The 15,838-nt window shown below is 70.2% G+C and carries 15 protein-coding genes; 4 read left to right on the forward strand and 11 right to left on the reverse strand.

Annotated features, from left to right (window positions below):
• Positions 1-207: 207 nt before the first annotated feature.
• From AB0L74_RS08610 to AB0L74_RS08655, 10 genes are all read right to left on the reverse strand, one after another.
• Positions 208-1,224 carry an HNH endonuclease gene (locus tag AB0L74_RS08610; protein ID WP_365647378.1) on the reverse strand — a complete coding sequence of 339 codons (1,017 nt, stop codon included), beginning with the start codon at positions 1,222-1,224 and terminating at the stop codon, positions 208-210.
• Positions 1,221-1,838: a class I SAM-dependent methyltransferase gene (locus AB0L74_RS08615; protein WP_365647381.1), complete on the reverse strand. Its 618-nt coding sequence runs from the start codon at positions 1,836-1,838 to the stop codon at positions 1,221-1,223. The genes AB0L74_RS08610 and AB0L74_RS08615 overlap by 4 nt, the downstream gene beginning before the upstream one ends.
• A gap of 461 nt (positions 1,839-2,299) precedes the next feature.
• Positions 2,300-3,823, reverse strand: coding sequence for a hypothetical protein (locus AB0L74_RS08620; protein WP_365647384.1), 1,524 nt, complete (start codon positions 3,821-3,823; stop codon positions 2,300-2,302).
• Positions 3,820-4,452 carry an ATP-binding cassette domain-containing protein gene (locus tag AB0L74_RS08625; protein ID WP_365647387.1) on the reverse strand — a complete coding sequence of 211 codons (633 nt, stop codon included), beginning with the start codon at positions 4,450-4,452 and terminating at the stop codon, positions 3,820-3,822. Before AB0L74_RS08625 ends, AB0L74_RS08620 begins: the two co-directional genes overlap by 4 nt.
• Complete coding sequence (locus AB0L74_RS08630) at positions 4,449-5,186, reverse strand: methyltransferase domain-containing protein (protein ID WP_365647390.1); 738 nt, start codon at positions 5,184-5,186, stop codon at positions 4,449-4,451. Before AB0L74_RS08630 ends, AB0L74_RS08625 begins: the two co-directional genes overlap by 4 nt.
• A complete protein-coding gene (locus tag AB0L74_RS08635) occupies positions 5,179-5,751 on the reverse strand; it encodes a CypD family RiPP peptide-cysteine decarboxylase (RefSeq protein WP_365647393.1) in 573 nt (190 codons plus the stop codon). Before AB0L74_RS08635 ends, AB0L74_RS08630 begins: the two co-directional genes overlap by 8 nt.
• Complete coding sequence (locus tag AB0L74_RS08640) at positions 5,748-6,314, reverse strand: hypothetical protein (protein ID WP_365647396.1); 567 nt, start codon at positions 6,312-6,314, stop codon at positions 5,748-5,750. The genes AB0L74_RS08635 and AB0L74_RS08640 overlap by 4 nt, the downstream gene beginning before the upstream one ends.
• Positions 6,304-8,064 carry an alpha/beta fold hydrolase gene (locus AB0L74_RS08645; RefSeq protein ID WP_365647398.1) on the reverse strand — a complete coding sequence of 587 codons (1,761 nt, stop codon included), beginning with the start codon at positions 8,062-8,064 and terminating at the stop codon, positions 6,304-6,306. The genes AB0L74_RS08640 and AB0L74_RS08645 overlap by 11 nt, the downstream gene beginning before the upstream one ends.
• Before the next feature lie 108 nt (positions 8,065-8,172).
• A complete protein-coding gene (locus AB0L74_RS08650) occupies positions 8,173-8,379 on the reverse strand; it encodes a cypemycin family RiPP (RefSeq protein WP_365647401.1) in 207 nt (68 codons plus the stop codon).
• A gap of 658 nt (positions 8,380-9,037) precedes the next feature.
• Positions 9,038-10,033: a helix-turn-helix transcriptional regulator gene (locus AB0L74_RS08655; protein WP_365647404.1), complete on the reverse strand. Its 996-nt coding sequence runs from the start codon at positions 10,031-10,033 to the stop codon at positions 9,038-9,040.
• Between the two features lie 160 nt (positions 10,034-10,193).
• On the opposite strand from AB0L74_RS08655, the gene AB0L74_RS08660 reads away from it, so the two are divergent.
• From AB0L74_RS08660 to AB0L74_RS08670, 3 genes are all read left to right on the forward strand, one after another.
• Complete coding sequence (locus tag AB0L74_RS08660) at positions 10,194-10,502, forward strand: hypothetical protein (protein ID WP_365647407.1); 309 nt, start codon at positions 10,194-10,196, stop codon at positions 10,500-10,502.
• Positions 10,503-10,672: 170 nt separating this feature from the next.
• The gene (locus AB0L74_RS08665) at positions 10,673-10,846 is read left to right on the forward strand and encodes a hypothetical protein (protein WP_365647410.1); all 174 of its coding nucleotides are present in this window, start codon (positions 10,673-10,675) and stop codon (positions 10,844-10,846) included.
• Between the two features lie 150 nt (positions 10,847-10,996).
• The gene (locus tag AB0L74_RS08670) at positions 10,997-12,184 is read left to right on the forward strand and encodes a tachylectin-related carbohydrate-binding protein (protein ID WP_365647413.1); all 1,188 of its coding nucleotides are present in this window, start codon (positions 10,997-10,999) and stop codon (positions 12,182-12,184) included.
• A 737-nt stretch (positions 12,185-12,921) separates the two neighbouring features.
• Here the strand turns inward: AB0L74_RS08670 and AB0L74_RS08675 are convergent.
• Positions 12,922-14,211, reverse strand: a complete 1,290-nt coding sequence (locus AB0L74_RS08675; RefSeq protein ID WP_365647416.1) for a hypothetical protein — start codon at positions 14,209-14,211, stop codon at positions 12,922-12,924.
• 721 nt (positions 14,212-14,932) lie between these two features.
• Between AB0L74_RS08675 and AB0L74_RS08680 the strand changes: the two genes are divergently transcribed.
• Positions 14,933-15,286, forward strand: coding sequence for a hypothetical protein (locus AB0L74_RS08680; RefSeq protein WP_365647520.1), 354 nt, complete (start codon positions 14,933-14,935; stop codon positions 15,284-15,286).
• Positions 15,287-15,838 lie beyond the last annotated feature (552 nt).

A 15,838-nucleotide genomic window follows, 5' to 3' on the forward strand; every position in this document is an offset into this window, starting at 1 on the left:
CCCCCTGTGGCCGACGGGGCCTCGGGCGCGGGTGAGCCGTCCGGCCTCACAACGTCTCTGTCCGGGGTAGCGGGCACGCGGTACTCCGTTCGCTCACGGGGAGGCCGATGCGGGTATGCGACGCAATCCGCCATTTTGACACGTACACGGCGCAGAGAGCGAGGGCCGGAACCCGGACAACCGGGCCCGGCCCTGGGAGCCCACTGGTCAGTCGCAGGCGGCCTGGACCCGACGCAGCAGGAACGGCCACTGCCCGGGCCCGCCGCTGAACCCCGCGCTGCGGAGAGTGAGCTGCAAGGTCTTCCTGAGGGGGTGGGGGGACTGCATGATCGCCTCGTTGCGCTGGGCGAGGCGGCGGAGTTCGCCAGGGGTGGGGAGCCGGTCGCTCTTGGCGCCGTTGCATGTCTCGTGGGCGGGGGCGAGGTTCCAGATGACGTCCAGGTCGGGACCCCGCCAGCCGGAGACGGCACCGAAGCGCCGCATTAGCGAGTGAGGGAAGACGTGGTCGACGGCGGTCTGGTCATCGGCGGCGATGGGGGCGGTGCAGATCAGGCACCGGCCGTGCTGGAAGCCGATCAGAGCGTCGGCGACTCCGGTGACCGAGCGGCGGCGGAGCTTGTCCGTGAGCTTCAGCGTGGCCCAGTCCACCGCGACGCCCTCGGATATGAGGCTGCGACCGACGCCGGCGGCGAAGGAACTCTCCACGATGCTCCACCGCGCGCCCAACTCGGCGCGCAGCCCGGCGGCCTGCTCGGACCGGGCGACCCGGCGCAGGTCGGGAGTCAGGAGCACGATCCGCTTGCGCGGGGTGCCGCCCAGTGCGTAGAAGCGGTGGGCCACCTCGGTGCCGCCGCCGAGGTTGTGGAACTTCCGCATCACCATCGCGGGCATGGACCGCACCGCGGCACGCAGGAGCCGTTCGGTGGGATGGCCCAGCCTGGCGGACTCCTCGGCCTCCCGCCGGGCCACGGACAGGAAGTCCGACTCGCCCAGCGGTGGCCCGGAGGGTGCCTGGGGTGCTTCGGCCAGGTGCGTGACCAGGCCCATGGCGTAGGGGACGGCGAGCTCGTCCAGCGGGACCTCGGTACGGTCCTGGCCGGCGTACTCCAGCAGGGCGGAGCCGAGGGCGAACTTGTAGGTGCGGGTGTTGGCGCCCATCAGCACCGCCAGCCGCCACGAGGTCCGAGCGCTCGGCTCGACCCGGTAGAACTCCACCGTCATCATTTCCTCCCCACGGTGGTGTGGTGCCGCGCACGGAAGACCAGCGTGCTCCAGCGCACGTCCGCCCGGCCCAGCAGGTCCGGCCCCTCCCCGCGGTGGACCACGGCCAAGCCGCACCGCCCGGCCAGGGCCACGGTCTCGGCCGCGGACACCGCGAACATCCGCCGCCCCGCCGGGGGCGGCCCATGCCGAAGCGAGATGGCCACGCACCCTCCGGGCGCGGTCAGTTCGGCCACCCGCCGCATGCCCTCGACACGCTCCCGCTCGTCCAGGTGCATCCACACCGCGGACAGCAACACCAAGTCGAAGGGTCCCCGAACCCCGGCCAGCGCGGGCAGAGCGGCATCGACCCAGGTAACGGCCGCGTCGTCGTGCTGCCGCCGCCCGAACCGCCGCAGCTCGGGGGTGGGCTCCACCGCCACCACCTCATACCCGCGCGCGGCCAGCGCGGCGGCGTCCCGCCCACTGCCGGCACCGATGTCGGCCGCTCGCCCCGGCAGGGCGGGCAACCACGGCAGCAGCTCCCCGTGTACCTCCTCGAACGCCACCCCCTCGTACCGGCAGGCCAACTCCTCGGCGTCCTCCCCATAGCCCACGATCCCCCGGGGCCGAGCCATCCCCGCCGCACCTCCTCCCACCTCAACCAGCCGACTCCGCCCGCCGCCCGCCCCGGCGACCAGAACCACGCTGCCACACCCCTCTGACATCCACTCCAGGAGCGCGATGGGCTGCCCGGTCCGCAAGGAGCCGGCACCATGGCCGGCAGGGTCCCTGAGCGGGCGTGGCCCGGGCGGGCCGGGGCCCTGGGCGGGTACGCGGCAGGCCGCCTCCGTGCCCTCGCTCCCGAGGCTGCCAGGCTCCCGTTTGACGGCTTCGCCAGCCGCTGGTGGGGAGTCCGGGCGCGCTGCCAACGTCCCGGCCCCGACCGGCCAGACCGGCGACCGCCCCCGGTACGGCAACCGCGGGGCTGCTGCTTCTACCGCCCGAATCGTCACTGGTCACGGCCGGCCAGGAATGTCCAACGAGATGGTGTGACGAGCTCTGAGGGCGGCTCCGGCCGCGATCCGCCACGCGGCAGCTAACTCCGCCGGAGACGGGACAGCAGCCCTCGGCGTGCCCAGCCCGTCCGACGCAGCCCCAGCCACACGCAGCAGGCGGCCGCGGCGGCTGCCAGCCCGGCCGCACCGAGCGCGGACGGGGCGGCGTGCGTCACGGCGACGCCGATCGCCACCGCGACCACCCCGTCGAACTGCCAGGCCACGAGCAGCACTCCGGAGAGGTCTCCGAACGGCGTGATGACCGGAAGAAGCAGCCCGAGCGGCAGATGCAGCTTCATCTCGCGCAGGAACCTGGCACCCAGCACCAGCACGAGCACACCCGCGAAGAACAGGCCCGTGGCCGCCAGGCGACCGCCGGGAAGAGGCAGCAGGGCCAGGATCACGAGGCCGCCTCCCAGACACGCTCCGGCCGGGACGGCCACGAGAGGCCATGCCAGGGTGCGGGAGAGCATCCCGCCCCCGAACAGCGGGGGCAGGGTCAACTCGTCGCGCAGGCCGCGCCATGTCTCGCTCGCCCATCCGGATCCCAGGTACACGGAGACTGATCCGGCCAGGCACAGCGGCAGCGTCGGGCTGCCTTCCGCCCCGGCCGCGCCGAGCGCCAGCAGGCCGCCGCCGGCCGGCAGGAGCACCGCGGCCGCCACCGCGCGGCCGGGCGTGCGAAGTGCTCGGACGGCGCCCTGGGCGAGGTACCCGCGAAGGCGTCCGTCCGGACGGATCAGAGCCGAGGTCAGGCCGCGCGGCTCCGGCCGATAGAGGTCGAGCGCGTGGTGGAGGGTCCCCGTCAGCGCATAGGTCTGGGCCTGGGAGGCGCGCGCCGACTCACGCGCGAGCCTGGCCAGGTCGAGCGCCGGGATCGACCGGAAGGCCGCCCGCCCGAGGGCTGCGGCCGCGGTCACCAGCACACCGGCGACGAGCCACAGGCCGCCGCTGCCGCCCGGGGCCGTTCCGCTCGCCGCTGTCACGGCCGGCGCCAGGACGCCCGCGGCGCAAGCGACGGCGACATTGTCCGGCACCCCCCGGACCTGGCCCCACAGCCAGGCCACCGAGGCAAGGGCGCTGAGTCCCGCGGCAACCGCCAGCCCGGGCAGTCCGGTGCCGAGACGGTCGAAGAGGTCGGTCGTGAGGTACGCCGCCGTACACGCCGCCAGCAGCGTGGCGGCGCCCGCGTACACCAGCCGGCGCCGGGCGATCCTGCCGAGATAGCTCGCCGGGGACATGTCCGTGGAGATGAACACGTGGAGCAGGAAGGGCTGCAACACCAGCGGCCCCCAGAACCGTCCGGCAAGCTGCGCGCCCCAGCACGTCACCACGGCGATGCCGCAGCTCGCGGCCGCCGACACCTCGGGAAAGAGCCCCGGGGACGTGCTCGCGGCATGGAGGACGGGAACCAGGTAGAAGACGGCGAAGAGAGCGACGAGATAGACGGTGTACGCACGTCCCCGCACCGTGGCGCGGTCGCCGCGGCGGAGGTACCGCGACCACACCGCTTGCACCCGGTCCCTGGCATCGGAAGCGGGCGGCGCGATGCTCCGCGTCGTCATGCCAGCTCCACCCGGCCGTCGCAGGCCTCCACCAGAACGGCCTCGTGGGTGGCGACCAGGAACGCCGTGCCCTCCTTCGCCCGCTCGGCCAGGAGCGTGGCCACCAGCTCGACGCGGGAACCGTCCAGGTGCCGCTCCGGCTCGTCGAGCAGCACCACGTCGGCGGGACGGACCAACGTCAGCGCGAGGCTGAAGAGCTGCGACTGCCCGGACGAGACCTGATGGGGAAACCGCTCGCCCAGCAAGGACAGCCCGAGCCGCTCGATGACCTCCTCGGCGGCTGCGGCGGTCTCCGGGGAACTGCCGTACCAGGAGGCGGCGACCAGTCCCACCTGCTCGCGCAGCGTCATGTCACGCGCGACGGGGATCGGTTCGACGAGAGAGGCCACCTGCCGCCGGTACCGGGGACTGGACACGTCGACGGGTTCACCCATCACCGAGCACGTACCGGATGTCAGGCTCCGGCTGCCCAGGAAGGCACGCAGAAGTGTCGTCTTTCCCGAGCCGTTGCTCCCCGTCAGGCACCAGAACTCACCCGGCGCCATCGTGAACGTCGTAGGCGCGAGCAGCGTGGCGTCGCCCAGTGCGACGGTCGCGCCGTCCGCGGCGAGTGCGGAAACCTCAGTCACTCTCGCTCCAGTACCACGAGCATCTCGCGTGAGCGTGCTCCGTAGTCCTCGCCCGTGTAGGACCCGTTGACGTCCGCCACCCTCAGGCCGGCGATCCGCGCCAGCAGCCGGATCTCCGGCAGCGTCGCCCAGGTGGCCGTCTCGTGGAACGAGGTGAGGGTGGTCGCGCTCTGAACCATCATGATGCTCATGACCACCTGTGCGGCGCGGTCCGCTGTCTGAGTGACCGTCAGCATCCGGTCCCTGCCCAAAGGGTACGTCACCGATGTGGCGTCTCCGCCCGAGCGAAGGAACTCCGCGGGGTCGGTGCAGTCGAGGAAGGCCACGCCCTGCGGCTTCAAGTGCCGTTCGATGACGCGAAGAAGACCGATCTTGTCGTCGTGGCTCTGGGCGAGGAAGAACGTATTCCTCGACAGGGTGATGATGTCGAACTTCTCATCGAGCTGGACATTCCGGAAGTCTGCTTGCACCACCTCGATGGCGCGGTCACCGCGCTTGCTTTCCAGCAGGTCCAACGACGGCCGTGACGCGTCGACCGCCACCACCCGCGCGCCCGCGTCGGCGAGCGCGAACGACGACACGCCCGTCCCCGCCCCCAGGTCCAGGACGGCCTGCCCCTTCGGCGCCCGGTGCGAGGACACCCACGCCACCAGCCCGGTCCCCGGGGAGAGCCTCGACGACACCAGGTCGTACGCCTCTGTCGCCGCCGCGTCGTACACACTCGGTTCACTCACGAAGACGTCCTTCCTTCACCAACTCGTTGGCCACGGTGAGGGCACCCGGCAGGTTGAATCCCACCTCGGCTTTCGCGCGACTGCCGGCGCGTACACCAGTCACCCGAGGTGCGAAACCGACATTGGGGCGGAGTCGGAGGGTGCGCACATTGCTCTCGATTATCTCGTTCGACCCGGGAAGCGTATCCGCGATCACGATCGGCCGTTCCGTCACCTGAAGCATCAGCAAGGCAGGCGAGTCCGCCCGGCCCTGCGCCAGACGCATGAGGGTATCCAGGGTCGCGGGGAAAAGGATGAAGCACTCGGAGCTCCCGCTCTCCCCCGCATTGACCTCAGGTGGCAGTTCCGGCTCGTCCCAGGAGTCGATCCACACCTGTCCGTTTGCCAGATGGCGCAGGGACCGTACTGCCAGGAAGCGCGTCGCGGACTGCGTGACGGACACGTTCACGGTCAGGCCGGGATGCAGCTCTCGAAGCCAGTGAATCCACCAGGGAACTAGCGCGGCACTGATGGAACCTGTTACGTGAAGGTGCAACTCGGCGCCCTGAAATCGCTCCACGTTCACCTGACGGCGCCCCCTGCGCGGACCGGAGAGCGGAGAGGTATCCATTCGGAGGTGAGGATCGGCTTCATACGCTGATCCGGCGGTGCGCTGGGAAAGACGTTCATGAGAAGAAACTGGAGCGCCTTGGAGTCGTTCGCCACAGCGGCTCGGCTCGCGGAGAACACCAGCTGGTAGGGCAGACTCTGGGTGACCCATGCGAATTCGGCCTGATTCGCGCACATTACGGACAATTGCTGCATCGCGTCGAACAGTGCTTTCGGCCCTCGGCTCGCGGGATTCCAGAGGACCTGCTTCCACCCGTGTGGGACTTCCGGGGTCACGTCGCGCCACGGGGTCGGCGCGGCGCCCTCCGAGGCGACTTCACGCACCAGCAAGTGCACGTTCTGCACCCCCGGGTTGGGCGCGAAGAAACGCCAGCCGGGCACGGTCCAGCCACCCGTGAATATGCGTAGGTCCTGATTGTAGGAGTCGGGCGTGTTCTGTAGAACGGTCGAGACCAAGTGTGCCGCCAGCGCGCCGACAGCACAGGCGCCCGCTACGTTCTGGATGCGGTCACTCATCATGCGTGAACCTTCTGATGGCAGCTTCGACCTTCTCGGCGTGGTGCCGGTACCCGATGATCGACCGGTGCGCCGAGCCCTCGACCACCTCGGCTTCGGCTCCGATCTTCTCGGCGAGCGCCACCTGCTGCTCGGCGTTCTCGCCCGATGCGATCACGAGGACCGACTTAACGGCACCGAGGTTGGCCAAGGCGTCGCCCGTCCGGATCTGAACGTACTCGCGGACCGAATTGATGATGTTCTTCGGTGAGAAAACGAACTGCACGTGGCTGTACTGGGTGTCAGGGGTGTATCCCGCCTGGCGTTCGACGGCGTTCGGTGCCCATTCGTAGATCCCGGTCAGGGCGGCGACGAGTGTGTGCACCTGTGTCTGAACGAACTTGCCGAATCTCCGGCGGTCGGAGCGCTCCGCCTCGAGCAGTTCGGGGTCGGTGCCGTCGACGACGACGACTTTGCGCACGCGGTCGGCGAAACGGGGGTCGCCGACGTAGGAGGACGCCACCAGCGAGCCGATCGAGTGGGTCACCACCACGATCTCCTCTTCGGCCCCGACCTCCTCGAGGACGGCGGCGAGGATGTCGCCGGCCGCCGCGCGGGACTCGGTGAGGCCGTATCCGGACCGGTGGTAACGGATGACCGTGTGGTCCACGGCCAGACGCTCCGCGACCCACTCCCATGATTCGAGGGACTGCCCCAGACCGCACTCCAGCACGACCACGGGCCTGGACGGCTCCGGTGTGTCCGGGGGGCGGTTCACGGCGTACTCGATGACCCCGAGACCACTCTCCAGCCGCGAGGTGCCCTTGGGGCCGAGACGCCGCTGCTCCGCGACCTTGCGCTTCTCACGTGCTATCAGAGCGCTGGCGGCCACCACCCCGCCGGCGACGCCGAGGACGGCCCTCTCGAGCACGCGTCTTTCGCCCCGGGTGTCCAGCACGTATCCGACCGCGCCGTGAGAGCCGACGAACCCCCAGACGAACCGCGGCAACTCCATGGTCGCCGCCACCCCGACATGGAACGCCTTGACCGCCCAGAGCGCGCACTCCGCTTGCTTGCGCGGCAGCAGGTAGACGACGGGAAACGCCGCCTCCCACGCGATCGTCGCGATGGTCAGCGCCCTGCACAGCCTGGGATGCCCGCGCAGCACTGCCGCAGCCGGTCCCCGGCCGTAAGCCTCCGTGTGCAGGATCTCGGGCAGGGCGTCCCCCTGTACCCAGCTGCTCCCGAAAGCTTTGGAGACGCCCGAGACGGCATAGCTCAGACCGGCCTGGAAGTTGACCGCGCGCAAGAAGATGTCGTCGGAGACCTGCCGGTCGGCTATGAGACCGGTGATCGTGCGGTATTGCGTGATCACCGCCGTCATCTGGTCGGCGCCGTCCCGGCCGTACGGCGTGCGGAACTCGCTCACCCGGTTGCACGCACCAATGATCGCCGCCGCCGTGATCTGCACCTTGCGGTTACCGCGCGCCAAGACCAGCCCCGCCGAGGCCGCCAACGTGATCCCGGCCAGCACCTTGGGAGTGCGAGGATGGTCGATTACGCGACCGATCCGGTGCCGTAAACTACCCGGCGGAAATTGCTCGGCGGATACGCCTCGGAGATAGCCGTCGTCATCGAAAACCCTCTTGAGGCTCAGGGTCTCCGCAGCCGCGAGAATCTGCCCGACCGCGATAGGGAATAATACGCGATCAACCGCCTGCTGGGTGGCGGTGACACGGGAAGCATTCTTCCGCCACCGCTTCAATGTAACCAAGGTCTTCGTCTCTCCGTCTCGAACTCGGGCGCCATCACGAGCAAACAGAGATACGTGCCGGAGAAGCCTCCATTGGCCAGCTCCTCCGGCACGCAGGTCAGTCCTCGGTCAGCACACCAGGCAGATGGTGCTGCCCTGGATCACGTACTGGGCGACGGTCGGCGTAGCCGGCGTGACCATCGCAGGAACCTGGGAGTCCGAGTGGAACCCCGGGGCCGCTCCGCTGAGCACGCTGTTGGCGAACTCCTGCGCCGCGACCGCCTCCGGCCGTGCTGCACTGACGTCTTCCCGCGCTGCGATCGAGTCAAGTTTCACGTTGACTGCCTTTCCTCGTAGTTTACGTTGAGTGAAAGGTGCGGCGAGCTTTCAGAAGCTCCCGCTTCCATTCGCTCACTCGGAGTAAACGCGCATTTGCAACGTCGGTTCGATTACGCGCACACCGTAGCCAGGCCGTGCCAGAGCAGTCAACACCGGTCGAGCTTTGCGGGTTCGCCATTCCGGCCACGGGTGAGGTGTTTTGGTCAGCGGCAGGCTCTCTGGCTCGCGTTATCGGTGAGCTCATCAGGCGTTTCTACTCGCCGCCGCAACCAGTAGGGAGAATTCCGGCCACATATCAACGGGTAAATCCGCTCCCCGCTGGGGAGCATCCACTCTCGCCATGGCGAACCATGAAATGGGCGGTATTGGAAAGATCACTCTCCGTCCGCTTCGCGCACCGCTCGGGCATCGCTGGCGCACCGCTCGCGCGAACGGCCGGGACGAGGAGTCCGAGGCCGGATGAACGCCTCACTCCCCACGCAAGCAGGAGGCCACCGGGGTCCGGCCGGCCGGCCGGTCGCGGTCACCGTGGTCGCCGTACACCACTGCCGTACGGCGGCCGGCGCACGTCGTCGGGCGGCCGATCAGCCGGGTGGCTCACTTCCCCTGGTGGTGCCGAAGGCGCCCGGCCGTGGGTGTGGGGCCCCCGGTGCGGTCAGGGCCGGGCCGGGAGCCAGCCCTGCTGCACGGCGCGGACGCCGGCCTCGAAGCGGCTGCGTGCGCCGAGGCGGTCCATCAGTTCGGAGGCGATGCGCCGGGCCGTGCGGTGCGACACCCCGAGCCGCTTGGCGATCGTCTCGTCGGTGTGGCCCTCGGCCAGCAGCCGAAGGGCGGCCGCCTGCTGGCCGGTGAGCCCGTTCGGATCGGTGGGGACGACCTGGCCGAGCGGCTGGGCGGCCTCCCAGGTGGTCTCGAAGAGCGCGCACAGCGCGGTGAGCGTGCCCTGCCCGGTCAGGAGGACCGCGCCGGCGGCGGTGTCGTCGCTGCTGACCGAGATCATGGCGATCCGCCGGTCCATGAGGAGCATCCGTGTCGGCAGCGTCGGCACCGTGCGGACCTGGCCGCCCAGCCGGGTCAGCCAGTCGGCGTGTTCGACGGTGGGCCGATTGGTGCGGACGCTGTCGAGGTAGATCGTGCGCATGCGCACCCCGCGGCCGAGCAGGTCCTGGTTGAGCGGCCGTGACGCGGCCATGTTCTCCGCGGTCTGCGGCCCGCCCGGGGCGAAGGCCAGGAACTCCTCGCTCACCTCACGGGTGAGCACGGCCAGTCGGTCGCGTATCTGGTCGAGGCCGACCAGTTGCTCCACGCCGGGATGGCTGGCGGCCGGACGGAGCTCCGCGTACTCGGAGATGAGCTGGGCCGCGGCCGCCCGGGAGGCTTCCAGGCGCTGCTGGTGGGCCGCCAGCTGGGCCTGCTGCCGGGCCATCAGGATCTCCATGCCGATGTCCGGGGAGACGGCCCGGAGCCGGCCCGCGTCTCCGGCGGCGGGACGCACCAGCGCCAGCTCGCTGAGTGCGTCGAGGGCGTCCCGGACCTCTTCCTCGGACAGTCCCACGGAATCGGCGAGGGCCGCGACACCGGCGGCCGGCTGTCTCAGCATGGCGCGGTACACCATCTCGCCGACGGAGTCGAGTCCGAGTGCGGTCAGCATGTGGCCCCCCAGTATTCCTGCACGATACGTCCTCAGTTCGAACAAGATCTTCGCAGAGGGGCGTCCGGCCGTCATCGGAGAAGGACGGAACGGGCCCCGGCCGCAACCGGCCTGCCGCGGAACTGCCAAGCGGACGGCATGAGTTGCGACCCTGGAGCGCATGTACCTCGTCCACGCGCATCTGGCTCTGCCCTCGGGTGAACAAGTACCTCCGGACATCAGGGACGTGGTGCGCTCCGCGCTCACCGCCGGCGACCGCGTCGAGCATGTCGCCGTACACACCCGTTCCGCGCCCGGGCTCACGCTCGGCTTCTATGTGCTGGCCGATGTGCTCGAGGAGGCGGAGGAGAGGGCGGTCCGGGTCTGCGACCGGCTCCTGCGCGAGGTGCCGCAGTTGGCGACGGCACGGTTGACCGGGGTGGGGGTGCCGTTGATGCCGTTGGCCTTCACGTCGCGGCCGGTGGACTGAAGCGGCCCGGCTGGACACATGAGTCCAAGGCCCTTTCCGTCCATCCCCGAACTCTGTCCAGGGGCCTGAGCTGCGGCGAAGCTATTGATCACCGGCCGGCCGAAGCGTCACCGCGGGACGCGAGGCAGACCGGACACCGCAGCTCACCCTCTGGAAGGACCGAAACAGCCATGCTTCGCACCCGCATCGCCAAGGCCGCCGCGGTCGCCGCCCTTGCCATCGCGGCGTCTGTCGCCGCCCCGGCCACCGCGCTCCTGTCCCAGGACGACGCGGCTGCGGCCCCCTCCGTCGTCGCCGGTGACGCCGGCTGGCAGGTCGTCCTGGCGGACGCCGGCTGGCAGTAGTCCGCTCGCCGCCGCCACCCGCCTCGACGACCCGTCGTCCACCGGCACCCGCGACCGGCTGATCAGGCGTGCCTTCGCCGCCGTTCTCGGTCACGCCACCATCCACCGTCCGGCGCCTGCCCGGCCATCGCACCCCAGGGGATACGAGAAGTGAAGAACATCCGCAAGACCGGCCGTGGAATCGCGGGCCTGCTGGCCGCCGGCGCCCTCGGCACCGGGCTCGTCGCGGTGACCGCCCCCGTGGCCGAGGCGGCCACCACCTGCTCGGGCGGCGTCAACATCTACGGTGTGCTCGACGACGGCAGACTGACGTTCAGTCAGATCAACCCGGCCACCGGAGACCTCGCCAAGGTGCTCGTCGGGCCCGACCTCGGCTTCGAGCCGAAGGCCATGGCGACCCTCAACTTCAACACCGTCCTGGTGACGTCGGCCACCGGCGACCTCTACCGCGTCGACGTCAAGACCAACAACACCAGCCTCGCCCTGCTGAACGCACCGGTGAAGATAGCCGACAGCGGCTGGACCCACGACAAGCTCACTTACGATGGTCACGGCCATCTCTACGGCACCACGGCGGCCGGCCAGCTGCTGCGCTACAACGTGACCGAGGACAAGCCGGCCGGCTCCCAGCACATCGGCGCGCGCACCGAAATCGACACCGGATTCGTCCTGAAGACCCTCACCGCCACCGGCGACGACCGGCTCGGCGCCACCACCGAGGACGGACGGCTGCTCGACTACACGATCACGGGCGCCGGGGCCTGGAAGGACAACACCCTCAAGTCGTCCGGCTGGTCCGGCTTCAACCAGCTCGTCTCGCCCGGCGCGGGCCTCTACTACGGCCGCCTGTCCACCGGCGCCATGTACTGGTACAAGGACGCCAACCCGACCGACGGCTCCGGCGCCGACATCTCGTACCACCTCGACGACCCGGTCAACACCAGCGGCTGGACGCAGAAGCTGCTGTCCGCCCAGCCGGCCACCTACACCTGCACCACCTCCGTGGACACGGTCGACCGTGACAACATCACCGAGGTGAAGGCCGCCGGCCGGCAGATGATGAACGACAAGGACGCCACCTGGGCCACCTCCGCGCACTGGGCCTGCCTGGAGAAGCTCTGGGACCACGAGAGCGGCTGGCGCTGGAACGCGACGAACTCCTCGTCCGGTGCCTACGGCATTCCGCAGGCACTGCCCGCCACCAAGATGGACGTCGCGGGCGACGACTGGAGGGAGAACCCCCTCACCCAGATCAAGTGGGGGCTGAGCTACATCGACGGCCGCTACGGCTCCCCGTGCAACGCGTGGAACTTCTGGCAGGCGAACAACTGGTACTGACACCGGTCGACGCGAAAAGGGCGGCGCCCCCTCGGTTGGAGGGGGCGCCGCCCCTTTCGCGTGGCCGCGGGCGCACCGTGCCCCGTCCGCCGGAACACGGACGCAGTCGGTCTCCGGCGAGTTCATGGAGGTGAGCACACCGCTCATGCGAGCCGGACGGACCCGCCGTACGTCTGGGCACCGTCGCCGGTAGGCCGGCACCGCGCGCGCAGTCCGGGCCGTGCGCGGTCGTGCCCCAGCAGCCCCGGCGTCCCCCGGCCGCGAGACTGCACGCCGAGCGGCTCGCCTCCGCGGCGAACCCGGAGGCGACGGGCCCCAGACGGTGACGGGCGGCGAGGAGCCGCTCACGGCCCCCGGCACCGGCCTGGGCGCCGTCGTCGGCATGGCGCACGAGACGGCCTGGCAGCCGGCCCCGGTCTTCGAGGTGTGGACGCCGGGGGGGGGCACGGCTCCGGGCGGGACCGGTGGGCACCGTCCGCCCGTCAGGACGGCGCGGCTCCGGGCGGGGCCGGTGGGCACCGTCCGCCCGTCAGGACGGCGCGGCTCCGGCCGGCGCGGCCGCCAGGCGGACGCCGCGGCGAGCGCGGCCGCGGTGGTGAGGGCGTGGTGAGGATGCTGCCGCTGGTCTTCCGCGGAGAGGGCGACAGCGTTCCGCGGTGTCCCCTTCGGGGCAGCCGGCCGGAACGCGGGAAGGCCCCGCCGGAGTCGGCGGGGCCTTCGGTGCGTCGGGCGGTGTGTCAGGCGATCTTGTCGTAGCGCAGGGCGACGTACGACGAGGCCGGGTGGCTGTCGATGGTGCCGCTGTAGACGTTGGCGGTCGAGTAGTTCATGTCGGTGCTCGGGCTGCCCTCGGAGTAGTAGTAGAAGGTGCCCGCGTCCTGGTCCTTCCAGCCCGCGAAGAGGACCACGTGTTCCTCGCTGCTGGAGTTCAGCGCGTCACCGGGCCGGAGGCTGGCCTTGGAGATCTGCGTGCTCACGCTGGGGAGGGTCCACGTCGTCAGCGAGGAGGTGAGGTGCCAGGTCATGGAGATGAAGCCGGAGCAGTCGGTGCGGTAGGAGTGATCGCCGTCGACGTCGGTGGCGTAGGCGCTCTGGCTGTACTGGACGTTGCGGGTGTACCAGTCCTTGGCCCGGGCGATGACCTCGTTGCGGTAGATCGTGCCGCCCTGGACGGACTTCGGCGGGGCCGGCGCCACGTAGGCGCAATTGTCCGCGTAGGCCGACAGCAGGCTCTGGGTCCAGCCGGACGCGTCCACCGGGTCGTTGGGGTGGTAGGCGATGTCACCGCCGTCACCGTCGGTCGGGTCCGAGTCGTGGTACCAGTACATGCCGCCGTTGGTACGGCCGTAGTAGAGGCCGCCGCCCGGCGAGGAGAGCGAGTCCACCCCCGACCAGCCGCTCGCCTTCAGGACCGCGCGGTCCCAGTCGTTCACACCGTTGATCTTGTAGCTGAGCAGGCGGCCGTCCGCGGTCGAGGCGATGAGGCGGTCGTCCCCCGCGGCGGCCAGCGTCTTGAGGACGAAGCCCGTGTCGATCACCACGTGCTGGCCTATGTGGGCCGATCCCGCGGGCTTGTCCTGCGACACCAGGTACTGGTGGAGCTGCCCGTCGACCGTGCCGTAGAGGTGGCCGGCGCCGTCGTAGACCATCTTGTCGAAGGTCCAGCCGCCGTCCCAGATCTTGGTGACTCCGGCCACCGCGAGCGAGGTGTTGTTGGTCTGGACGTCGACGCGGTAGAGGTCCCCGGCGGTCGACGTGACCAGCACCGTATTGAAGTTGAGGGTCGCCATCGCCTTGGGCGTGAAGCCGAGGTCCGGGCCGATGAGCGTTTTGACCCGGTCCCCGGTGTTCGGCTCGACCTGCGAGTACGTCAGCCGGCCGTCCGGCAGGGTGCCGTAGATCGACACCTCGCCGGTGCACGAGGCGACGGCCTGCGCGGCCCCGCCGGTCACGGTGACCAGCCCCAGGGACATCGCGCCGACGGCGAGGGCGGCGGATGCGCGACGGACGGTGTCACTCAGCTTCATGGACTACTCCTGCGGCATGGAAGTCGAGCGGGCGAAGGCACGTCCCCGGCCCGGACAGCCGCCCCGCAGGTGCGGCTGTGAAGGATGTCGGGAGCGTGACGCCCGGTGGCGGGAACTACTTTCGCCGCAGGTCACGGGGGGTGGAAGAGAGATCGCTTGGACGCAACCGTCCTTGGACCGTTGCGGCCTGGCGACCTCGCGACCCTGACCCACCTGAGGCGCGCGGACCTGCCGCCAGGGGTGCGGATCGCGCCATCCGCCGTGCGCGAGCGGCGGACGCCGCTGCGCCGCCGGCCCGGTTGGTGCGGCTGCGGACGGTGCCGCGCAAGCGATCCGCGCGGTGTCGGCCCACCCCGGACCGTGGGCGGTCCGGGCCGTTGTCCCTGGCGCCCCCGGAAGGTGCCGAACCTGCGACACCCCCTTCCAGGAGTCCGATCCAAACCCGCTCCGGCGGTTGTCGCCGACTGGTGTGACGACCGGACGGGGGCGCTGGTGTACGACCCTGTCCGGCGTCATCGGTGACGGCCGTGGAGGTCAGCCGTGGATGTCGGAACCTTCTGATCCGTGGTTTTAGCCGCGGATCAGTCAGTGACGGCCATTCCAACCGCTGCCAGGCCAGGAGGGCCGCTATCAGGCCCCGGACGGGCGCCACCGGACACGGGCGGTTGCTGGGGGTTGCGGTACCTGGCTGCCGTACCGCAGGATCCCGGCGGGGGTGACCATGGAACGACATGTGCTGGAAAAGCTGGTGCCGGGTGGCGACGAGGCGTCCGCGCTTGCTCTGGCCGCCCTCCGCAGCGGCGCCACCTACAGCGTGGGAGACAGGGCGCATCCCGCAGAGCGGCATGCGGGAGTCTTCGCGCGCCGGCTTAAGCGCATGCGGAAGCACGGACTCGAACCACTTGGGCTGGAACGAGCGGTGCGGCTTATCAGGGAACATGGCCGGCCGGTGCGCGTAGCGTTGGTCGATTCCGCCGATCGGTCATGGACCTTCCTGCTCTTCCTCACCGAGGATGGCAGCGCACCGGTGGCCTGTGCCGGCTGGCAACGGGTTGCCAGGGAAACACCGCTTTAGGAGATGGCTAGGCAATCTGGCGGGCTGAGCTGCGGCGTCGTCGGCCGATGACGTCCGGCGGCTCAGCAAGCGGCTGCGCCGCGGAGCTTGGGCAGGGGGGGGCGCGGCTGGTGACGACGCCCCAGGGAGAGAAGCGGCCCGTCTGAATGAGGTGCCCGAGATGGTCGGGTGGGCTCTCCGGGAAGCGCACGCCTTCGTGGCACCGAAGGATGCGACTGCGTCTGGCTCGGCAGTTGCACGCACCTCACCCGATGACAGTCAGCCACGACGGCGGGTGCGCCGACCGGCCACGCACGCGTGTGCCTCGCGGTATCCCCGCCGGCCTCGCCCACGCTACTGGCTTGAGTCGTCGGCCGGAGCAGGTCACGACGACGGAACCGTGGCGGTGCGACATCGGGCAGTGACCGCTGCGGGACGCTGACTCAACCGTCGATGATTTCGGCGCCACCTCCGGTGCCCCTATCGGCGATTCCATTCTTGGCCAGAACTTTTCGCCACTCTTGGGGCAGACGGTGACCGTGTACGTGTCGGACACGGCGATCACCGTCGATC

Origin of the sequence: Streptomyces sp. NPDC052020, assembly GCF_040680575.1 — a bacterium.
Classification (GTDB): domain Bacteria; phylum Actinomycetota; class Actinomycetes; order Streptomycetales; family Streptomycetaceae; genus Streptomyces.